The following is a 20,832-nucleotide window of genomic DNA, read 5'->3' on the forward strand; positions in this document are numbered from 1 at the left end:
CCCGCGGTTCTTCCGCGTTCCGCTGTGAACACCGCGTCTTCTGCGTCCACCACTCCCGCAAGAACCACCGACACCGGCGGGCTGCTGCTTGCCTCCGCGGGCGCCGTGCTGTTTTCCGCCAAGGCCATCGTCGCCAAGCTGATGTATCGCTACCAGGTGGACGCCGTCATGGTCATCACCCTGCGCATGCTGCTGGCTGCGCCGCTGTTCATGGCGATGGGGTGGTGGCAGTCGCGCCGTGCGGAGCCCCTGACCGTGCCCGACCGCTGGCGCATCGTCGGCTTGGGGCTGATCGGCTATTACCTCTCCAGCTTTCTCGACTTCCTCGGCCTGCAGTACATCACGGCCGGGCTGGAGCGGCTGATCCTGTTCTTGACGCCGTCATTCGTGCTGCTGATCACGTCGACGGTTTTCAAGCGGCGCATTACCGGCTTGCAGTGGGTGTCGCTGGCGCTGGCCTATGCCGGCATCGTGCTGGTGTTTGCGCACGACCTGAATCTGGGCAACAACAACGTCTGGCTGGGCGGCGGGTTGGTGCTCGCCAGCGCCGTCAGCTACGGTATCTATCTGCTGGCCAGCGGTGAGCTGGTCAAGCGCGTGGGTTCGATGCGGCTCGTCGCCTATGCGATGTGCGTGTCGACTGCGGCCTGTATCGTCCAGTTTCTGGTGCTGCGGCCGATGTCGGCACTGGTGTTGCCCTGGCAGGTGTATGGGCTGTCGGCCATCAACTCGGTGTTCTGTACGGTGGCGCCGGTCACGATGACGATGATGGCGGTGGCGCGCGTGGGTGCGCCGGTGGCGTCGCAGGCGGGCATGATCGGGCCGGTGTCGACGCTGCTGTTGGGCTGGTGGCTGCTGGGCGAGCCGATCACGATTTGGCAGATTGCCGGCAGCGCGCTGGTGCTTGCCGGTATGGCGCTGCTGTCACGCCGTCGCGGCTGACGGGCGGCCGATCGAAATAATCCAAATAACAATCACAAGGAGTCAGACAGATGGACTTGGGCCTGAAAGGCAAGCGCGCGCTGGTGTGCGGCGCAAGCAAGGGATTGGGCTTTGCGTGCGCCGACGCGCTGGCTGCCGAAGGCGTGGATGTGGTGATTGTCGCGCGCGGTGCCGAAGCGTTGTCGGCAGCCGCAGAGCGCATCCGCACGGCGCATGGCGTGCGCGTGGAAGCCGTGGCGACCGACATCACCACGCCGGAAGGCCGCGCCGAAGCGCTGCTCGCGTGCGAGCGCCTGGGCGGATCGCCCGACATCCTCGTCAACAACGCAGGCGGGCCGCCGCCGGGCAACTTCCGCGATTGGGACCGCGACGCATGGAATGCCGCGCTCAACGCCAACATGCTCACGCCCATCGACCTCATCAAAGCCACCGTCGACAAGATGATCGAGCGCCGCTGGGGCCGCATCGTCAACATCACCAGCGGTGCGGTCAAGGCGCCGATCGACGTGCTGGGCTTGTCCAACGGCGCGCGGTCCGGCCTGACCGGCTTCGTGGCCGGCCTGGCGCGTGAGGTCGCCAAGCACGGCGTGACCATCAACAATCTGCTGCCGGGCCAGTTCGAGACCGATCGCCTGACCAAGACGCTGGAAGCGGGCGCCAAGGCTGCCGGCATCAGCGCAGAAGAGAATTTCGACCGCAAGCGGCAGGGCAATCCGACGCGACGCTTTGGCCAGCCGGCCGAATTTGGCGCTGTGTGTGCCTTCCTGTGCAGCCAGCACGCCGGCTACCTGAACGCGCAAAACATCCTGCTGGATGGCGGCAGCTTCCCTGGCACCTTTTAAGCCAATCGACATGACTACCCTTACGCCAATTACGCCCGAAAGCGCAGTTCGCAAACGCCGCGTCGCCCTGATCGCACACGACCACAAGAAAGACGACATGGTCGCTTTCGCACAAACGCACCAGGCCTTCCTGTCGCAATGCGACCTGCTGGCGACCGGCACCACCGGCGGCCGCCTGGAGAAGGAAGTCGGCCTGACCGTGCAGCGCATGCTGTCCGGCCCGTGGGGCGGCGACCTGCAGATTGGCGCACAACTGGCCGAAGGCCGTGTCGACGCCGTCATCTTCCTGCGCGACCCGATGACGCCGCAGCCACACGAACCCGACATCAACGCGCTGGTTCGTGCCTGCGACGTCCACAACATTCCCTGCGCCACCAACCTCGCAACCGCCGACCTGGTGATGTCGGCCCTGCAACGGGTGGCGCCCGATCCGAAGGAGATCCACGCATGACACAAGCGAAAGCCATCCGCATCTTCGAGACCGGCGGTCCGGAAGTGATGCAGTACGTCGATGTCGACGTGCCTGCACCCGGCCCCGGCGAGGCCACCATCAAGCAGCACGCCATCGGCCTCAACTACATCGACGTCTATTTCCGCACCGGGCTGTATCCGCAGCCGCTGCCTGGCGGTATCGGCATGGAAGCCTCCGGGGTGGTGGAAGCGGTGGGCGAGGGCGTGACGCATGTCAAGCCCGGCGACCGCGTGGCCTATGCCGGCCGCCCCACCGGCGCTTACGCTGCGGTGCGCACGATGCCGGCCGACATTCTCGTACGCCTGCCGGATGCGATCGACTTTGAAACCGGCGCCGCGATGATGCTGCAGGGCATGACCGCGCAGTACCTGCTTCGCGACAGCTACCGCGTGCAGCCCGGCGATACGGTGCTGTTTCACGCAGCCGCTGGTGGTGTCGGGCTGATTGCGTGCCAGTGGCTGAAGGCGCTCGGCGCCACGGTGATCGGCACCGTCGGCAGCGATGCCAAGGCCGAACTTGCCCGCGCGCACGGCTGCGATCACACCATCGTCTACACGCGCGAGAACTTCACCGAACGCGTGCGTGAAATCACGGGCGGCAAGGGCGTGCCCGTGGTCTACGACGGCATTGGCAAAGACACGTTCACGGGCTCGCTCGATTGCCTCGCGCCGCGCGGGATGATGGTCACGTACGGCAACGCATCGGGCCCCGTGCCGCCGGTTGACCTCAGCGTGCTGAGCGCAAAAGGCTCGCTCAAGATCACGCGACCGACGCTGATGACGTACACGGCGCGGCGCGAGCTGCTGGAGCCGATGGCGGCAGAGTTGTTTGATGTGGTGAGCAGCGGCAAGGTGAAGATCGAGATTCAACAGCGCTACGATCTGCAGAACGCGGCGCAGGCGCACCGCGATCTGGAAGCGCGCAAGACGACCGGTTCGACGATCCTCTTGCCGTAAGTTGAGACGTTACCGCCCGGAGGGCTTCACCCGCCGGGCGGCGGCAAAGCGCGCATCCTCGCGCACGCGGTCGGGCAGGCCGCGCAGCAGCATGTGCAGCGCAAACGGCACCAGCACGATGTCGTCCACCCAGCCGATTACCGGGATGACATCCGGGATGAGGTCGACCGGCGATACCACATACCCCACCAGCAGCAGCGCAGCCGGCGCCAGCCACCACGGCTTGTCGGGATGGCGCAGCGCAAACCACAGCAGGCGCACGTCGTTGCGCACCACGCTCCACAGGCGGAAAAGTCGTCCGAACATCGTGGGCTCCTTGATGAAAAGCCGGCGTCACATGAGGGCGTTTGGCCAGCAAACCATCGTATCAGCTTGGGGAAATGGCCCGGTTTTCAAGATGAAGCCCCATCGTCCATGAAAAAAGCCGGCCCTCTTGCGAGGTGCCGGCTTTTTGCCGCGACGGGTAGAACTCAACCCGGAATCTTGCCTTCCACGCCCTCGACGTAGAACTTGATGCCGTGCAGGAAGCCGTCGTCGGCGACCTTGTCGGCGGGCAGGACTTCCTTGCCGGTGTTGTCCTTGAGCGGACCCTTCCAGATCGGTGCGGAGCCGTCGATGATGCCCTTCTTGCGGGTTTCGATCAGCGTCTTCACGTCTTCCGGCACCACAGCGTTGTAGGCGCCCAGGTCGATGGCGCCTTCCTTCAGGCCCCACCACACGGTTTCCGGCTTCCACTTGTTTTCGAGCACGTCGCCGACGACCTTGGTGTAGTACACGCCCCACTTGTTCATCGAGGCGGCCAGGTGGGCCTTCTCGCCGAACTTGGTCATGTCGCTGTCCCAGCCGATGGCGTAGACGCCTTTTTCCTGGGCCGTTTGCACGACGGCGGCGGAGTCGGTGTTCTGCATCAGCACGTCGACGCCCTGACCGATGAGCGTGGTGGCCGCTTCGCGCTCCTTGCCCGGGTCAAACCACTTGTTGACCCACACCACGCGGGTGGTGGCCTTCGGGTTGACGCTGCGCGCGCCCAGCGTGAACGAATCGATGTTGCGGATCACCTCGGGGATGGGCACCGAACCCACCACGCCCAGCTTGCCCGACTTGCTCATCTTGCCGGCCACCACGCCCGCGAGGTACGCGCCTTCATACGTGCGCACGTCGTACTGGCCGAGGTTGTCGGCAGTCTTGAAACCGGTGGCGTGCTCGAACTTCACGTCCGGGAATTCCTTGGCGACCTTGAGCATCGATTCCATGAAGCCGAAGCTCGTGCCGAAGATGACCTTGTTGCCCTGCGTGGCGAGATCGCGGAACACGCGCTCGGCGTCCGCAGCGCTTTCGGGGACGCTTTCGACGAAGCTGGTCTTGACCTTGTCGCCGAACTTGGCTTCGACCTCCTTGCGGCCGGCGTCGTGGGCGTATGTCCAGCCTGCGTCGCCCACCGGGCCGACGTAGACGAACGCAACCTTCAGCGGCTCATTGGCCGGTGCCGGTGCGGCAGCGGCGGGGGCCGACGATGCGGCCGGCGCGGCATTGCCGCCGGCGTTGTCGTTGGACTTGCCGCAACCCCAGAGGGTCAGGGCAGCGCCGGCGGCCAGGGCGGCCAGCGTGATCCTGCGAGTGACGTTCATCGATTTCTCCTGTTGTGTGGCTCGTTGACTGTGTTGAAGCAAATGAAAGCGGAATGCAGAAGCTGAGGCTGCATGCAGTTTAGGCAGCCCCGGGGCGGAACGGCTTGCCAAGCGATGCGGGCATGTTCAGGCGAATCCAGTCCGGGTTGCGCGAGATGATGGCCAGCACGACGATGGTGGCCGCAAACGGCGCCATCGACAGAATCTGCGACGGCACCGACACGCCCATCCCTTGCAGGTGGAATTGCAGGATCGTCACGCCGCCGAACAGCAGCGCACCGAACAGGATGCGCAGCGGGCGCCAGGTGGCAAACGTGGTCAGCGCGAGGGCAATCCAGCCGCGGCCGGCGACCATGTTCTCGACCCACATCGGCGTGTAGACCAGCGACAGGTACGCGCCGGCCAGCCCGCAGCATGCGCCGCCAAACAACAGCGCGCCAAAGCGGACGGTGCGCACCGGAAAGCCAAGTGCATGCGCCGACTCCGGCGATTCACCGATCGCGCGCAGCGTGAGACCAGCCCGCGTCTTGAACAGGAACCACGCAATCGCGCCGCACAGCAGCAGGCTGAAATAGACCATCCAGTGGTGCGCGAAGAGGGCGGGGCCGACAAACGGGATCGACTCCAGCCCGGGGATGCCGTGCGCCTGCGCCGGCAGCGACATGCCGACAAAGCGCTGGCCCATGAAGGCCGACAGCCCGGTGCCGAAAATCGACAGGGCGAGGCCCGTGGCGACCTGGTTGGTGACGAGTACCAGCGCCAGCCATGCAAACAGCGACGCCATCACCATGCCGGCAATCGCTCCGGCAGCAAAACCCAGCAGGGGAGTCTGCGTCTGGTAGCCGACCATGAAACCGACCACGGCCGCCACCAGCATCATCCCTTCGGCGCCGAGGTTGAGCACGCCGGAGCGCTCGTTCATCAAGAGGCCAAGGGCGGCCAGCAGCAGCGGAGTGCCGGCGTTGATCGACGCGGCGATCAGGGGAGCGAGACTGTCCATATCAGTGGTGCGCGCGCCAGCGCAGGCGGTATTCGATGAGCGTGTCGCAGGCGAGCAGGAAGAACAGCAACATCCCCTGGAACACTCCGGTAATGGCCGACGGCAGCCCCAGGCGCGATTGCGCAAGCTCGCCGCCGATATAGAAGAGCGACATCACGATCGCGCCCAGCACGGTGCCGACCGGATTCAAGCGCCCGACGAACGCCACCACGATGGCGGCAAAGCCGTAGCCGGGGGAAATGGATGGCAGCAGTTGCCCGATCGGCCCGGTCACCTCGAAGGCGCCGGCAATGCCTGCCAGGCCGCCCGACACCAGCAGCGCCGTCCACAGCGCCGCCCGCGACGAGAAACCTGCATAGCGCGCGGCTTGCGGCGCCAGGCCACCGACTTGAAGGCGATAGCCCGCAAAGCTGCGGAAGACGAACAACGTCATCGCCGCCGTCATCACCAGCATGAACAGGAAGCCGACGTGCAGGCGCGTGCCGGCCACGAGCGTCGGCAGAACGAACGCGCTGTCGAACACGATCGATTGCGGGAAGTTCATGCCGTTCGGGTCTTTCAACGGTCCGTTGACCACGTACAGCAGCAGCAACTGCGCCATGTACGTAAGCATGAGCGAGACGAGGATCTCGTTGGCATGAAAGCGATCGCGCAGCAGCGCGGTGATCGCCGCCCACAGCGCGCCGCCGACGAGGCCGGCAACGATGGCCAGCACCAGCGCAAAGCCGCCGGGGATGGCGGGCGTCGGCGTATCGAAGTAGATGATGGTGGCCGCTGCAAAGATGCCGCCCACGATGAGCTGCCCCTCCGCGCCGATGTTCCACACGTTGGCGCGATAGCACACCGACAAGCCCAGCGCGCACAGCACCAGCGGCACGGTCTTGAGCAGCACTTCACCGATCGCCCGCTTGCTGACCAGCGGTTCGACCAGGAACACGCGCAGGCCCGCGACCGGGTCCTTGCCCAGCAGCGCGAACAGCAGCAAGCCGAACACCATCGTCAGCACCAGCGCGATGAGCGGCGAGGCGTAGGCCATGGTGCGCGACGGAATGGCGCGCAGCTCGAGCGAAACCGGCAGCGCCAGACGGCTGCCATGCATGACGTCAGCCATGGGCCACCTCCGAGCTGGCGGCGGCCGGCGCCGATGCTTTGTCCCACATGCCGCTCATCCACAGGCCGATCTGTTCGCGGTCGGTGGCGTGCGTGGGCGTGGAGGGCGAGAGGCGCCCGTTGGCGATCACGTGCAGGCGATCGCACAGCGCAAAGAGTTCGTCGAGTTCTTCCGACACGATAAGGATGGCGCAGCCCCCCGCCTTGAGCGCGAGGATTTCGTTGTGGATCTGGGCAGCGGCGCCCACGTCGACGCCCCAGGTGGGTTGCGCGACGATGAGCACGCGCGGCGCGCATTCGATTTCGCGGCCGACGATGAATTTCTGCAGGTTGCCGCCCGACAGGCTCTTGGCCAGCGCGTCGGGGCCGCCAGCCTTCACGCCAAACCGGCTGATGATGGCGGTAGCCAGCTTGGCGGCGGCCTTTTTGTCGATGAGCCCGCCGCGCACCTGGGGCGCACGCTGATGCGTCAGCAGCGTATTGGCTGCCAGCGACAGCGTTGGCACGGCGCCGCGCCCCAGACGCTCTTCCGGCACGAACGACAGCCCGCGCTTGCGGCGCGCACGCGGGTCCAGCTTGGAGACCGGCTCGTTGCCGATGCTGATGGTCTGTGCCGACGCGCGGGTGTCTTCGCCGGACAGGGCTGCCAGCAGTTCCTGCTGCCCGTTGCCCGATACGCCTGCGATGCCGACGATCTCGCCGCTGCGCAATTGCAGCGCGATGTCACGCAGCTCCGTCGCAAAGGCGTGGGCCTTGGGCAGCGACAGGCCCGCCACCTCCATGCGCACCTCGCCCGGTGTGGTCTGGGGCCGCAATTCGCGCGGAGGCTCGCCGCCGATCATCATGCGCGACAGCGACGCTGCCGTTTCCTGGCGCGGATCGCACACGCCCGTGACCTTGCCCATGCGCATCACCGTGGCGGTGTGGCACAGGGCCTGGATCTCGTCGAGCTTGTGGCTGATGTAGAGGATGCTCGTGCCTTCTGCCGCCAACTGGCGCAGCGTCACGAAGAGCTTTTCGACGGCCTGCGGCGTCAGTACCGAGGTCGGCTCGTCAAGGATCAGCAGACGCGGCTTGGTGAGCAGGGCGCGCACGATTTCCACGCGCTGGCGCTCGCCCACGGAGAGCGTATGCACATGGCGATGCGGCTCCAGCGGCAGGCCGTATTTCTCGCCCGTGCTGCGCACCTGGTCAGCCACGTCGCGCAAATCGGTGCCTGCGGGCAGGCCGAGCAGGATGTTCTCCGCCACCGTGAGCGTGTCGAACAGCGAGAAGTGCTGGAACACCATGGCGATGCCCAGGGCGCGCGCCTGGTGCGGATTGGCGATCTCGACGCGCTGGCCGTCGAGTTGCATCTCGCCGGCGTCAGGCTGCACGGCGCCGAAGATGATCTTCATCAGCGTCGACTTGCCGGCGCCGTTTTCGCCCAGCACGGCGTGGATCTCGCCCGGCGCGACAGTCAGGCTGACGCCGTCGTTGGCGACCACGCTCGGGTAGCGCTTGGTCATGCCCGTCAGCGACAGGCGTGGTGGGAGTGGTGTCACAACAGTTGGCTCGTGGTTTCCGTGCCGCTCACCGTGCGGATACGCATCGGAGGCGGTCTCTTTTTGGGTGTTGACGACACTTCACAACAGGCAACGCCGACGCAGATTCGCGCCGACGCATCGCAGCAAACATCATGGATGGGTGATGCTTTCCATCAGCTTGGAATTATATCGTTCGGCACTGCGCCGAACGGCGATTTCGGCCCGCTTGCGCCTGCCTCGTACGAGGGGTGGCGGAGTGCAAATCCCGTGCCGGGCCCATTGGGGCCATTTGCCGCTTCCAGCTTGTCATGCCGACGTATCCAGGTGGCACGCGCAGCCCTTGGGTGGGGCGCGCACGCCGTCTTGCACCTGCCCGGTGCGCGCACGTGGCGCGCCGCTTTGCGCTACAGTTCTCGGTTTGCTCCGGCGCGGGCCTCCCGTCCGCCGCGTCCCGCTCTGCCTTCATGACTGCTCCCGCTTCCGCACGATCCCGCATGCCCGGCCCGATTCCCGGCTGGCTCCTGCTGCTTGGCGCGCTCACGGCCATCGGCCCGCTGTCGGTCGACATGTACCTGCCCAGCCTGCCGACCATCGCGCGCGACCTGAATACATCGTCGGCTGCGGCGGGGCTCACGCTGACGGTCTTCCTGATCAGCCTGGCGATCGGCCAGCTGATCTACGGCCCGGCCAGCGATCGCTTCGGCCGCAAACCGCCGCTCTACATCGGCCTGGCGATGTACGTCGCAGCCTCCATCGGCTGCGCTTTCGCCACGGATGCCACGATGTTGGCCGTGCTGCGCGGCGTGCAGGGGTTTGGCGGCTGCGCGGGCATGGTCATCGCGCGTGCAGCCGTGCGCGATCGCATGGATCCGGCTGGCGCCGCACAAGCGTATTCGACGCTGATGCTGGTCATGGGCGTGGCGCCCATCCTGGCGCCGATGATTGGCGGCGCAGTGCTGCAGTTCACAACGTGGCGGGTCATCTTCGCCTTGCTGACGGCGTTTGGCGTGCTGTCGCTGGTGGCGGTGCATTACCTGATGCGCGAGTCGCTGGCGCCTGAGCAGGCGCGCAAGCTGGCAGTCGGCCACGTGCTGCGCGATTACTGGGAACTGCTGCGCGATCACCACTACGCCGCCTATATGGGGTGCGGGGCGGTGTTTCTGTCGGGCATGTTCGCGTACATCACCGTGTCGTCGTTCGTGCTGATCGACGGTTATGGGCTGACGCCGTCGCAGTACGCCTGGGTGTTCGGCAGCAACGCGGCCGGAATGATCGCCGCCTCGCGCGTGAATGTGCGGCTGGTGCGCAAGTACTCGCCGGCGCGCGTGCTGCGGCGGGCGCTGTGGGTGCCGGCCATCACCAGCGTGCTGGCCGCCGCCGCCGCCGCGGCCGGCTTTACGCCGCTGCCGCTCGTGCTGGCGGCGCTGTTCTGCTACGTCGCGTCGATCGGCTGCATCTCGCCCAACACCGGCGCGCTGGCAATGGCGGGGCAGGGCGCGCGTGCGGGTACGGGCTCGGCGCTTATGGGCGCCATGCAGTTTGGCCTCGGCATGGTGACCGGCACGGTGGTCGCCGCCATCGGCCAGACCGCGCTGCCGCTGCTGGGCATGATGGCTGTGTGCGCCATCGTCGCGCTCCTTCTGGGTCTGCGCATCACGCGCGAAGAGCCCGCTGCCTGACCCCCACTTCCGGGCTCGGTCTACGCCTCTTGTTCTAGGGGCGTCTTCATCCTTTCATATGACTTTGGCATAACATGCCCGTCACGCTGATCGTGTTCGGCACCTATGATGAGTGCAGCCGGACCGCGTTCAGCAGCGACGTGGCCCTGAATGACTAAGGGTTACTTCTTATACAGAATTTATCGACAATTTATTAACGTATCGCTTTCGTTTTCAAACACGCGTCGTTTTGCCGGGATCTTCCCGCCAACGGCGCAGACGAGACGGGGGTTAAGTTGCAGTGCACGATTCACCGGCTGGGCGAACTCGCGCTGTTGTGCGAAGTGCCGCCACCGGCCACCCTGAATTGCCAGCAGCGCATCTGGGCCATGGCGTCGCGCGCGTCCAACTGGGCGGGCGTGGTCGACGTGGTGCCCGGCATGAACAACCTCACGCTCGTGTTCGGCCCACTGGCCGATGCGCAGCGATTGACCACCCAACTGCGCGAAGCCTGGGAAGAAAGCCAGGCGCTGGTGGCCGACGGCAAACTCGTCGACATCGAAGTCGCCTATGGCGGTGACGAAGGCCCCGACCTGCGCGAAGTCGCCAAGCACACCGGCCTGAGCACGGCCGAAGTCGTGCGCCGTCACACTGCGCCGGAATACATCGTCTATTTCCTGGGCTTCCAACCCGGCTTTGCCTACATGGGCGGGCTCGACAAGTCGCTCGCCACGCCGCGTCGCGCCGAGCCGCGCATGGCCGTGCCGGCCGGTTCGGTCGGCATCGGCGGCGAGCAGACCGGCATCTATCCGGCCGCATCCCCCGGTGGCTGGCAACTGCTAGGCCGCACAGACGCGGCGCTCTTCATACCGCAGCGCAATCCCCCCACGCTGCTGGCGCCCGGAGACCGCATCCGCTTTGTCGCCTCGAAGGTGCGCGCATGAGTTCGAAACCCCAACCCATGATCGAGATCGTGCGGGCCGGCGTGCTGGCGTCTGTGCAGGACCTGGGCCGCACCGGCTATCGCCGCTTTGGCGTGTGCACGTCGGGCGCACTGGATCCGCTGTCGCTGTATGTGGGCAACCGGCTGGTCGGCAACCGCAGTGACGCCGCGGGCATCGAGTTCACGCTGGGCAACGCCACGCTGCGCTTCCACGCCAATGGCCTGATCGCGCTGACGGGCGCCGATTGCCGCGCCACGCTCGACGGCGCGCCGGTGCATGCGTGGCGTGCCATCCCTGTGCAACGCGGGCAGATGCTGACCTTGCGGGTGGCGCAGGGAGGCGTGCGCGCGTATCTCTGCGTGGCCGGCGGCATCGATGTGCCGGAGATGATGGGCTCGCGCAGCACCGATCTGAAAGCCGGCTTCGGCGGCTTCGAGGGGCGCCCGCTCAAGGACGGCGACAGGCTGCCCGTGCTGCCCGCCGATACGACGTACGCTCCCGACATCAGCGGCGACACCGTTGCCGTGAAGGCAGCCCGCTGGACGTTCGACCGCGCGCAGAAGGACACGCCCGTCATGCGCGTGCTGCCCGGTCCTGAATACGACGATTTCGTTGCCGACGCGCAAGCTGCGTTCTGGGAATCGGACTGGACGCTCACGCCCAACAGCAACCGGATGGGCTTTCGCCTCCAGGGGCCGGAACTCCAACGCAAGAAGCAGCGCAGCGGCGATCTGCTCTCGCACGGCGTGGTGCCGGGCGTGATCCAGGTGCCGCCGTCCGGACAGCCCATTGTGCTGATGGCCGATGCGCAAACCACCGGCGGCTATCCGAAGATCGGCTCCGTCATCCTGGCCGACCAATGGCGCCTGGCGCAGATTCCGCTCGGCACGCGCGTGCGCTTCGAGCGTGTGACGCTGGAAGAAGCCGAAGCCGCCCGCGCCGACGTGGCACGGTATCTGCAGCAAATCGAAACCGCGCTGGACTGGCAGCGCCAGGGCATTCTGTCGAGCGCGCATCGCACCGCAAAGACGCGACTGAACGCCTGATGCACCGGAAGACAACATCATGACTGCAATTGATCTGAACGCCGATCTCGGCGAAGGCTGCGATACCGACGAGGCGCTCCTCACCCTGGTGAGTTCCGCCAACATCGCCTGCGGCTGGCACGCCGGCGACGTCAACACGATGCGCCAGACGGTGGGCTGGGCGCTGCGCCAGGGCGTGTCGATCGGCGCGCATCCGAGCTTTCCCGATCGCGAAAACTTTGGCCGCACTGAAATGCACCTCCCGCCGGATGAAATCTACGCGGGCGTGCTGTTCCAGATCGGTGGCCTTTCGGCGATCGTGCGTGCGCAGGGCGGCAAGCTGGCGCACGTGAAGGCGCACGGCGCGCTGTACAACCAGGCTTCGCGCGACCGGCCGCTGGCCATGGCCATCGTGCGCGCGATCCGTGATTTCGATCCGTCGCTGGTGGTGTTTGGCCTGGCGGGCGGTGAGCTGGTCAAGGCCGCGCGTGAACTTGGCCTGCAGGCCAAGGAAGAGGTGTTTGCCGATCGCGGTTACAACCCGGACGGCTCGCTCGTCAAACGCGGTACGCCGGGCGCCCTCATCGACAGCGAAGATGCCGCTCTGGACCAGACGCTGACGATGGTGCGCGAGCAGCGCGTGAAGGCCATCGACGGCACGTGGGTTCCGATCCGCGCGGAAACGGTTTGTCTGCACGGCGACGGCGCGCATGCGCTGGCGTTCGCGCGACGCATTCGGGAACGGCTTGGCAGCGAAGGCATCGCTGTCCGCGCCGGCGCCTGAGCCACGGCCCCGTCCTTCCAGCGGGGCTTTTTATTAACTTGGGGGGAAGCACCACATGGGTACGGCAGTGAATCTATGGCCGCTGATCGGGGTGGTCGTCATCATCGCGGGGTTCATCCTGCGATTCAATCCGATGCTGGTGGTGGCCGTGGCCGCCATCGCCACCGGCTTTGCGGCATCGATGTCCATCGAACAAATCCTGACGGCGATCGGGACGGGCATCATCAAGACGCGGACGTTGCCGCTGATCATCCTGCTGCCGCTCGCGGTGGTGGGCCTGCTCGAGCGCCACGGCTTGCGTGAACACGCGCAGAACTGGATCGCGCGCATTCAATCGGCCACCGTTGGCCGTCTGCTGATCGTCTACCTCGCCGTGCGCGAGCTGACGGCAGCTGCCGGTCTGACGAGCCTCGGCGGTCATCCGCAGATGGTGCGTCCGCTGCTGGCCCCGATGGCCGAAGGCGCCGCAGAGAACCGTTTCGGCAAGCTGCCGGCGCCGGTGCGCGAACGCCTGCTGGCGTTCTGCGCTGCCACCGACAACGTCGGCCTGTTCTTCGGCGAAGACATCTTCGTGGCCTTCGGCGCCATCGCGCTGATGCACACGTTCCTGCTCGGCTCGGGCATCGACGTGGAACCGCTGCATATCGCCGTATGGGGCATCCCGACTGCGGTCTGCGCGTTCCTGATCCACTCGGTGCGCCTCAAGCGCCTGGACGGCTGGCTTGCCCGCGAAATGGGTAACCAGCGGGGCGCCGCCGGCAATACCAACACGGCTGCGGCCAAGCAGGGGTAAGCCATGATTCTGTCGATCAACTATCTGTACTGGCTGGCCGGGATCATCCTGACGATCACCGCGCTGATGACCTTTGCCGACAAGAACCACCCGCGCCGCTGGACCACGGGCCTGTTCTGGGCGATCTTCGCCGTCATCTTCCTTGTTGGCGACAAGCTCCCGCCGATCGTGGTGGGCGTGGGTGCCGTGGTGATGGCACTGCTGGCCGGCACGGGCGGCGTGACGCTGGGCAAGCACGGTGAACTGCCGGCAGAAGAGCGCCGCGCATCCGCCAAGCGCCTGGGCAACCGCCTGTTCATTCCGGCGCTGACCATTCCGCTGGTCACCGTCATCGGCAGCGTGTTCCTGAAGGACGTGAAGATCGGCGGCGATTTGCTGCTCGATCCGAAGAACCAGACCTTCGTCTCGCTGGGCCTGGGCTGCATCATCTCGCTGGCGCTGGCGTGCTGGTTGACGCGTGACACGCCGGTGCAGGCGATGCGTGAGTCGCGTCGGCTGACGGAGTCGCTCGGCTGGGCGCTGGTGCTGCCGCAGATGCTGGCCATGCTGGGTCTCGTCTTTGCCGATGCCGGTGTGGGCAAGGCCGTGGCGCACCTGACCACCGCCTACATCAACATGGACTATCGCCTCGTCGCGGTCATCGTCTATTGCGTGGGCATGGCGTTGTTCACCGTCATCATGGGCAACGGCTTTGCGGCGTTCCCGGTCATGACGGGCGGGGTGGGGGTGCCCATTCTGGTGGGCGTGTTCCATGCCAACCCCGCAGTGATGGCGGCGATCGGCATGTTCTCGGGCTACTGCGGCACGCTGATGACCCCGATGGCGGCGAACTTCAATATCGTGCCCGCCGCGCTGTTGGAGTTGTCCGATAAGAACGCTGTGATCAAAGCGCAAGTCCCGACTGCGCTACTGTTGCTTGCAGCCAATATCGTGCTCTTGTACTTCCTGATGCTCCACTAATCGTGTTTAATGCGACGCGTGCGGTGCGCGTCACGCTGGCGGTTCTCAGCCGGCAGACGCCACCGAGCGCGGTCGCTGCCCGCGAGACAAGGGCACGCGGTCGTAGACCTCGCATCGTGCTCTTCTCCGGGGGGATTCATGAGCAGCCAGATGACGAGCGGCCGTTCCATGTCGGGACGCCGCTTTTTTTGTGTTCTCGCAGCCAGCGCGCTGTCGTTGATTTCCGCCGCGCAAGCCCGTGCGGAAACGCTCCGAGTGGCCACGCCGTATCCGGCCCTCAATTTCCATACGCAAAACCTGCAGGCCTTCGCAAGTGCCGTCAGCAGCGCCACCAATGGCGGGCTCAAGCTTGAGGTCTATCCGAACGGCACGCTGCTCAAGCCGGCCGCCATCTTTGACGGCGTCAAGGAAGGCAAGGCCGAGGCGGGCGAAGTGATGTTGTCGACGCTGGCGCAGCGCGATCCGCTGTTCGGCGTGGATTCGATCCCCTTCGTGGTATCGGGCTACAACGATGCGCGCCTGCTGTGGGATGCCTCGCGCAGCCACATCGAAGCGTTGATGAAGGCCAACGGATTGCGCCTGCTGTACGCCGTGCCCTGGCCGCCGCAGAACCTGTATTCCGAAACACCGATTGCCCGTTTGTCCGACCTGAAGGGACATCGTTTGCGCACGTATAACGCGGCGCAAAAGCGCATTGCCGAGTTGTATGGCGCGCAGGCCGTGCAGGTGGAAGCCGCCGATCTGAGCGCCGCGATTGCCGGTGGCCGCATCGACACCATGGTCACCTCGCCGTCCACCGGTCTGGAGACGAAGGCCGGCCAGCGCATGACGTACTACTACAAGGTCAATGCGTGGATTCCCAAGAATGCCGTGTTCGTGAACGAAGCGCGCTTTGCCAAGCTCCCGCCCGCGATGCAGCAGACGGTGCTCAAGCTCGCCAAGGATTACGAAACGCGCGGTTGGGATTCCAGCCGCCAGACCTACGAGCGCGATGAAGCCGAACTCGCCAAAACCGGCGTGCGCGTGCTCAATCCCGACGTGACCCTGCAGGGCGACATGCGCCGCCTGGGCGAGCGTCTGACGCGTGAATGGCTGCACACCGCGGGCACGGAAGAAGTCGACATCCTGTTGAACTTCGAGAACAAGCGCAGCAAGGCAAACTGACGCCGCAACGCGCTTGGGCATGATGTTCGACGGACGTTTATCATCGTTTTTGTCTTACGCAGCAAGCAGGAGAACGTCATGCCTACCGTCCTCGTCACCGGCTTCGATCCGTTCGAGAACGAACCCATCAATCCGTCGTGGGAAGCCGTGCGCACCCTCGATGGCCAAGGAATCGCAGGCGCCGACATCGTCGCGCGCCAGTTGCCGACCATCTTTGGCGAGTCCAACAAAGTGCTCGGCAAGTTGCTGCAAACGCTGCAGCCGGATGTGGTGATCGCCGTGGGGCAGGCCGGTGGCCGTGCCGAGATGGCTGTCGAGCGCATCGCCATCAATGTCGACGATGCGCGCATTGCCGACAACGCCGGCAAACAGCCGATCGATATCGCCATCGCGAGTGACGGGCCGGCCGCGTATTTTTCAACGCTGCCGATCAAGACCATCGTGCGCGAACTGCGTGCGGGCGGCGTTCCCGCGTCCGTCTCGCAGACGGCGGGCACCTTTGTCTGCAACCACGTCTTCTATGGGTTGATGCATGCCATCGCCCGCCACAAGCTGCCGACGCGTGGCGGCTTCATCCACATCCCGTATCTGCCGTCGCAGGCCGCCAAGCACCCGGGGCAGCCGAGCATGGCGCACGACACCATCGTCACCGGCCTGCGCATCGCCATCGAGACAACGCTGCGCACGCTGCACGACGTACGCGAAACCGGCGGTCAGTTGCACTGAGCCGGCGTGGCGGCACGCGTTATGGTCAATCCGTGAAGCGCGTATGCCGTTGCAGTTCGATACGCACTGGCGTGCCCGGCGCTGCATAGGCTGAGGTGATCGGCGCCGTCGCGGCCGTTTCCCACTCGACTTCGATGGTCGCTGGCGCCTCGTCGTGCAATACGGGCAAGCGCTGCAACTTCGGCGGCGTCGAGGCGGGCACGGCGGCCTGCGCCACGGGGCGCGGTCGCCTCGGTCTCGCCGGCAATTGCGTTACGGCCGGCGCTGCTGCGGCGATGACCGGCGTGGCGACTTCCGTTTCGTCGAACACCACGTCGGGCGTCTGGACAACGTCGGCTGCGGCTACGGCTGTCGGCGCCCCCGCGGACTCCGTGGCTTCATTGGGGTCCGCCGACGCCGCCGGCGTCGCAGCGGAATGCTCAAGCGAAAGGGGCGGTACGGTCTGCGGAGCGATGGCGGCCACGGTTGCTTGATCCCACTCTGCGGCTGGCTGCCGATGCTGCCCGGTCTGCCAGCCAAGCAGCGCGGCCGCCAAAGTACATGCCATGCCAACCGAGAGCGCTGTCATGCGTTGACGCCACTGCCCATGACGGGCTGTACCGGCGTCACCGCACGTGTGGGCTACCGGATCGGACGATGGGCTTACCTGTGTCGCGGGGCTGGGCTGCGCGCTGTCGAGCGCAGGCCCGAAGGGCGGCGGCATGCGCACCAAGCCCGGTAGGCGCAGGTGTCCGTCGATGATGAAGTTGGGGGATTCCAAGTCCGTCTCCGCTGATGGCCGCAGCGGACGTCAAAGCAAAGCCGGCCGCGCAAGCAGGCGCCATGCTAAGCGGCAGATGGACGGTGGTCGATCAGACTGTTCTTAAGGCGATGCGCGTTGCATCGAAGGCGGAGAAGTCGCTGGCCCGCCCATCTTGGGCAGGCCAGGAAGGTGCCGTCAAAGACGTTACGGTGCAGGCGACCAGTGCGGATCGTTGAGCTGCTTTTCCAGCAAGCGGATCTGCTGCTGCAGCGATTCGACCTGGGTCTGGTACGCGCGGCGCTCGATGTCCAGTGCCTTCGTTTCCTGACGCATGGTTTGCTGTTCGGTCAGCATTTTCTGGCGCTGCGCCTGCATGATCCGCACTTCCTGGCTCAGGGATTCGGCGCGCTGCTGGGCTGCCTGGGCTTCGCGCTCCAGTTGGGCCTTCTGCCCGGCCGTGACGGCGCGGCGCAGATCGTCTTCGGCCCACGTACGGGTCTGGCCGGCCAGCGTTTCGTACGCGCCCTCGGCCGGAGCGACCGACGCAAACTTGTATACACGCCACAGTTCTTTGCGATACGACAGCGCGACGTAGGCCGTGGTGTCTTCGTTGACCAGCAGCAGGCTCGTGCCGTAGTCGCCGTTGTAGGTCGTGCGCAGTTCGGTCAGGCGCTTCTGCGCCAGCAATTGCTGCAGTTCAGCGACGGTGCCGCCCGACGCAGCCGTGGACACTGCCGGCGCTTGTGGTGCACTGGCTTGCGCGTGGACGAGGCCGGCGCCCGCAACCGAGGCTGCGGCAACGAACGTGAGGACGGTTCGGCGGAGTACGAGAGACATCGCAAAGTTCAGAAATCGGAGGCGACGCGACTATATCAGCTTTGTGCGCCCGGCCCCGCAGCGAGCGTACCGATTTGACCTTCCGTCGCCTTTGAATCATGGCGGCGTCGCGCCTCGGCCACGATGCACTGCCATTCGCTGAAAGAGACGCGCTCGCGGAACATCTCGATCAGGAAGTCCCCGACGTCCTGATGCCGCTTTGACGTGCCAAGCGCGGCTTTCAAGCGCCGCAGCTCGCTCTGCAAACGCGTGACGCGGGCCCGTGCGTTGGCCTGTTGCAATGAGCCGATGGGGAATGTTCTTACGGATGCTTCGGCCGCTGCCAACGCTCGCACGAGATCGGCGCGTTGCTGCTGAAGCGATTCAAACTCGCGCTGGAGTTCACGGCTGCCGTCTGGGGAGGGGGATTGCGATTGCTCGGGGCGAGCGATGGCATGGCGCACGTTGGGGCCTCCTGCGATGGGTTGGTATCCCGCTCCCTGACGCCAATCAGGGTGGCCGGGCACAAGGTAGAGTTGGCGTACCGGTATCGCAGGCAACCGGCGAGCGCGAGCGCTCCCCCACCAAGGCCCGACCATAGGAGGCGCTTGATGTACGGGCGTAAAAAAACCGCCAACCGGCGGTCATACCCGCCTGCGATATTCCCGGACGCCAATCCGAGGTCACGTTGTGTGCGTGACGGGCGGCAGTATAGCGCAGGGGGCACGCGCTATTTGTGCCAGATGGTGATGCGACGGTGCCGTGATATCGACGGGTGGCCGGGCACAAGATGGAGTTGGCGTACCGGCGATACAGGAAACCGGTGAGCGCAAGTGCTCCTCTACCAAGGCCCGGCCATGAACAAAGCGGGATCAGCGGCTTTGCATCTCTTTGAGCCACAGGCTCATCAGCCCAGCGCGGCCACGCACGCCGAACTTGCGATAGACGCTCGTGATGTAAGAGTGCGTGGTCGATGTGGCCAGACCGAGCTGTTCCGCAATCTGCTTTTCTGCGGCTTCAGTCAATAACAACTGCAATACCCTGGATTCATGAGGCGCGAGACGCGCCTGCAGTTGCGCCAAGGGACTGCGCTCGGCCGCCGTTCTTGTTGCGGTGACGTTACGTGCCACGCCGATGCGGAGCCGATGCTCCACGTTCCACTGTGCGGACCACGACAAATGGACATCGGTGCCAAGCTGGTGCCGATAGCGATTCTCAAATCCGGTGCACTTGATGCCAGCCTGAACGCGACCCGCTTGCTTTTGCGTTCTGTCGCGGTCGTCAGGCGCCACGAGTTCGAGCATGGTTTGCCCAAGCAGGTCGGAGGGGCGGTAACCAAGAATGTCTTCCCACGCAGCATTGGCGTGACGGATCCGCCCACGCTCGTCGACCAGAAAGACGCCATCTGGAAGACTATTGGCCAACGCGATCGCGCTTACATCCTTGAGGACTTCCATGGTCGGCTGCGGTGGGTTGCAATACAAAGAACCGGTAGCCAGGCGCCGGTGAGCATTACCAGGTTCGGCCGCCATCTTCAGGCAGCGACAAGCGGTTGCACAAAGTTGTGATTGCCACGAGTCTGCCCCATTCCCCGCGCGCTGGCTCGCGTGAACGGCGTGCCGGCACGTTCTTACCCTCTAATTAGCAGGGTGCCAGCCAGAATAGCGTCTGTTATCGTTTCCGACAATATTCGGCATCGGCATCACGCCTGATAAAAAAGTTCAGCGCCCGTGCGGTTCCATGGAGCCGACGCAGGCGGGTAACGGGGAAAGCAGCAAGTCGCTTGGCCTAGCCAGGTCAGGCCAGCTTCGAAAGAATGGGGTGAGCGGATTCACCCTGTTTTTTCGAGTTGGCATTCCGGCGATATTGCTTGGCGTTGATGCGCAGGTGATCACCAATCGGATGATTGGTGAAAACCACATAAAAACGAGTCATACCTGCTTCGAAGAACGGGGGAGTGTCTTTACGCGCTCGGCCTGCCTCAAGCCTCTCGGGGCTTGGGGTAGTGCTTGCGTCCCGGCTTTGCCAACGGGGCATGACAGCGCGCCGCCGGGTTATTTCATTCCACAAAAGAATAAGAAATAGAACTATTTTGTTTTAACGCTCGAATCATATGGACTTGATTTGCAAGGTCAGGTTGTACCAAGATCGCGGCAATTATTTTGCGGTGTTGGTGGCGCCGGACGCGATGTGCTCCAGCACCGGGCGAAACGTAGCCGAAGCGTTAGCAAATCTGGGTCGTTCCATGGCGGAGAATCCTCTCCCTCAATCGGTCGATCTCCCCATCAAGCCGAAAGAACGCAAGAAGAGAAGCCCGGCAGGGGGATTGCCGTCGGATCCTCGTGAAGCTTCCCGCGCTGTCCCACTCGTTAAACGCCTCCTTGAAGCGCGCTTCGGCAAGACCACGCTGCGTGGGCTCTCGGAAAAACTGGGTTTGGACGATGTCACGCCGCAATTGCTGTCGTCTTCCATCGCGGGCAATGGAGCGAAGCGCGTTCGCCTCGCCATCGCCCAGGCGCTCGGAGAAGACGCCGATGTGCTGTGGCCCACGGCGCGGCACTGAAAAAGCGGCGCGGGTTGGAAGAGTAGGGGGGGAGAAATCCGGAGCGCCTTGGAACCAAGGGCTGGCGGAAGCGGTGAGATTCGAACTCACGGATGGGTCACCCCATCGGCAGTTTTCAAGACTGCTGCCTTAAACCACTCGGCCACGCTTCCTTCGTACTGCGCTGCTCGTTGCGAGCAAG

At 65.0% G+C, this 20,832-nt stretch carries 23 protein-coding genes and 1 tRNA gene; 14 read left to right on the forward strand and 10 right to left on the reverse strand.

The features are described 5' to 3' along the window. The first annotated feature begins 24 nt into the window (after positions 1–24). Genes N511_RS0120290 through N511_RS0120305 form a run of 4 tightly spaced genes read left to right on the forward strand, consistent with a single transcriptional unit; the run spans position 25 to position 3,212 of the window. The gene (locus N511_RS0120290) at positions 25–942 is read left to right on the forward strand and encodes a DMT family transporter (RefSeq protein WP_027680950.1); all 918 of its coding nucleotides are present in this window, start codon (positions 25–27) and stop codon (positions 940–942) included. Positions 943–992: 50 nt separating this feature from the next. Next, the gene (locus N511_RS0120295) at positions 993–1,784 is read left to right on the forward strand and encodes an SDR family oxidoreductase (RefSeq protein WP_027680951.1); all 792 of its coding nucleotides are present in this window, start codon (positions 993–995) and stop codon (positions 1,782–1,784) included. 10 nt (positions 1,785–1,794) lie between these two features. Beyond that, positions 1,795–2,235: a methylglyoxal synthase gene (locus N511_RS0120300; protein ID WP_037027174.1), complete on the forward strand. Its 441-nt coding sequence runs from the start codon at positions 1,795–1,797 to the stop codon at positions 2,233–2,235. Beyond that, positions 2,232–3,212 carry a quinone oxidoreductase family protein gene (locus tag N511_RS0120305; RefSeq protein ID WP_027680953.1) on the forward strand — a complete coding sequence of 327 codons (981 nt, stop codon included), beginning with the start codon at positions 2,232–2,234 and terminating at the stop codon, positions 3,210–3,212. Before N511_RS0120300 ends, N511_RS0120305 begins: the two co-directional genes overlap by 4 nt. Before the next feature lie 9 nt (positions 3,213–3,221). On the opposite strand, the gene N511_RS0120310 is transcribed toward N511_RS0120305, so the two are convergent. The 5 genes from N511_RS0120310 to N511_RS0120330 all read right to left on the reverse strand — a co-directional run bounded on the left by N511_RS0120310 (position 3,222) and on the right by N511_RS0120330 (position 8,458). Further along, positions 3,222–3,518 (reverse strand): YkvA family protein, encoded by a 297-nt coding sequence (locus N511_RS0120310; protein WP_009241129.1) that lies wholly within the window; start codon positions 3,516–3,518, stop codon positions 3,222–3,224. Positions 3,519–3,682: 164 nt separating this feature from the next. After that, positions 3,683–4,840, reverse strand: a complete 1,158-nt coding sequence (locus N511_RS0120315) for a BMP family ABC transporter substrate-binding protein (protein ID WP_027680954.1) — start codon at positions 4,838–4,840, stop codon at positions 3,683–3,685. Positions 4,841–4,919: 79 nt separating this feature from the next. Next, complete coding sequence (locus N511_RS0120320) at positions 4,920–5,840, reverse strand: ABC transporter permease (protein ID WP_027680955.1); 921 nt, start codon at positions 5,838–5,840, stop codon at positions 4,920–4,922. A 1-nt stretch (position 5,841) separates the two neighbouring features. After that, a complete protein-coding gene (locus N511_RS0120325; protein ID WP_027680956.1) occupies positions 5,842–6,951 on the reverse strand; it encodes an ABC transporter permease in 1,110 nt (369 codons plus the stop codon). Further along, positions 6,944–8,458 carry an ABC transporter ATP-binding protein gene (locus N511_RS0120330; protein ID WP_027680957.1) on the reverse strand — a complete coding sequence of 505 codons (1,515 nt, stop codon included), beginning with the start codon at positions 8,456–8,458 and terminating at the stop codon, positions 6,944–6,946. Before N511_RS0120330 ends, N511_RS0120325 begins: the two co-directional genes overlap by 8 nt. 482 nt (positions 8,459–8,940) lie before the next feature. Between N511_RS0120330 and N511_RS0120335 the strand changes: the two genes are divergently transcribed. The 8 genes from N511_RS0120335 to pcp all read left to right on the forward strand — a co-directional run bounded on the left by N511_RS0120335 (position 8,941) and on the right by pcp (position 16,530). After that, complete coding sequence (locus tag N511_RS0120335; protein ID WP_027680958.1) at positions 8,941–10,155, forward strand: multidrug effflux MFS transporter; 1,215 nt, start codon at positions 8,941–8,943, stop codon at positions 10,153–10,155. A 275-nt stretch (positions 10,156–10,430) separates the two neighbouring features. After that, positions 10,431–11,078: a 5-oxoprolinase subunit PxpB gene (gene pxpB / locus N511_RS0120345; RefSeq protein WP_027680959.1), complete on the forward strand. Its 648-nt coding sequence runs from the start codon at positions 10,431–10,433 to the stop codon at positions 11,076–11,078. Next, entirely contained in the window at positions 11,075–12,124 is a 1,050-nt protein-coding gene (locus tag N511_RS0120350; RefSeq protein WP_081785403.1) for a biotin-dependent carboxyltransferase family protein, read from the forward strand. The genes pxpB and N511_RS0120350 overlap by 4 nt, the downstream gene beginning before the upstream one ends. 19 nt (positions 12,125–12,143) lie before the next feature. Beyond that, a complete protein-coding gene (gene pxpA, locus N511_RS0120355) occupies positions 12,144–12,887 on the forward strand; it encodes a 5-oxoprolinase subunit PxpA (RefSeq protein WP_027680961.1) in 744 nt (247 codons plus the stop codon). A gap of 55 nt (positions 12,888–12,942) precedes the next feature. Beyond that, positions 12,943–13,680, forward strand: coding sequence for a DUF969 domain-containing protein (locus N511_RS0120360; protein ID WP_027680962.1), 738 nt, complete (start codon positions 12,943–12,945; stop codon positions 13,678–13,680). 3 nt (positions 13,681–13,683) lie between these two features. After that, positions 13,684–14,640 (forward strand): DUF979 domain-containing protein, encoded by a 957-nt coding sequence (locus tag N511_RS0120365; protein WP_027680963.1) that lies wholly within the window; start codon positions 13,684–13,686, stop codon positions 14,638–14,640. Positions 14,641–14,778: 138 nt separating this feature from the next. After that, positions 14,779–15,804 (forward strand): TRAP transporter substrate-binding protein, encoded by a 1,026-nt coding sequence (locus N511_RS0120370; protein ID WP_027680964.1) that lies wholly within the window; start codon positions 14,779–14,781, stop codon positions 15,802–15,804. Between the two features lie 78 nt (positions 15,805–15,882). Next, on the forward strand, positions 15,883–16,530 hold the full coding sequence (gene pcp, locus N511_RS0120375; protein ID WP_027680965.1) for a pyroglutamyl-peptidase I: 648 nt from the start codon (positions 15,883–15,885) through the stop codon (positions 16,528–16,530). A gap of 25 nt (positions 16,531–16,555) precedes the next feature. Here pcp and N511_RS0120380 read toward each other — a convergent pair whose 3' ends face one another. From N511_RS0120380 to N511_RS24395, 4 genes are all read right to left on the reverse strand, one after another. Continuing rightward, positions 16,556–17,290, reverse strand: a complete 735-nt coding sequence (locus N511_RS0120380) for a ribonuclease E (protein WP_231479652.1) — start codon at positions 17,288–17,290, stop codon at positions 16,556–16,558. Between the two features lie 186 nt (positions 17,291–17,476). Further along, positions 17,477–18,109 carry a DUF2968 domain-containing protein gene (locus N511_RS0120385; RefSeq protein ID WP_027680967.1) on the reverse strand — a complete coding sequence of 211 codons (633 nt, stop codon included), beginning with the start codon at positions 18,107–18,109 and terminating at the stop codon, positions 17,477–17,479. Between the two features lie 35 nt (positions 18,110–18,144). Beyond that, positions 18,145–18,552: a hypothetical protein gene (locus tag N511_RS0120390; protein ID WP_027680968.1), complete on the reverse strand. Its 408-nt coding sequence runs from the start codon at positions 18,550–18,552 to the stop codon at positions 18,145–18,147. Between the two features lie 408 nt (positions 18,553–18,960). After that, positions 18,961–19,545, reverse strand: coding sequence for a PAS domain S-box protein (locus N511_RS24395; protein ID WP_037027175.1), 585 nt, complete (start codon positions 19,543–19,545; stop codon positions 18,961–18,963). A 283-nt stretch (positions 19,546–19,828) separates the two neighbouring features. Between N511_RS24395 and N511_RS25550 the strand changes: the two genes are divergently transcribed. Further along, a complete protein-coding gene (locus N511_RS25550; protein ID WP_231479653.1) occupies positions 19,829–20,173 on the forward strand; it encodes a hypothetical protein in 345 nt (114 codons plus the stop codon). Between the two features lie 28 nt (positions 20,174–20,201). Continuing rightward, positions 20,202–20,651: a helix-turn-helix domain-containing protein gene (locus N511_RS0120405; RefSeq protein ID WP_231479654.1), complete on the forward strand. Its 450-nt coding sequence runs from the start codon at positions 20,202–20,204 to the stop codon at positions 20,649–20,651. Positions 20,652–20,713: 62 nt separating this feature from the next. On the opposite strand, the gene N511_RS0120410 is transcribed toward N511_RS0120405, so the two are convergent. Further along, a tRNA-Ser gene (locus N511_RS0120410) sits at positions 20,714–20,803 on the reverse strand. Positions 20,804–20,832: the final 29 nt, after the last annotated feature.

The organism is Ralstonia sp. UNC404CL21Col, assembly GCF_000620465.1.
In the GTDB taxonomy this organism is placed as follows: domain Bacteria; phylum Pseudomonadota; class Gammaproteobacteria; order Burkholderiales; family Burkholderiaceae; genus Ralstonia; species Ralstonia flatus.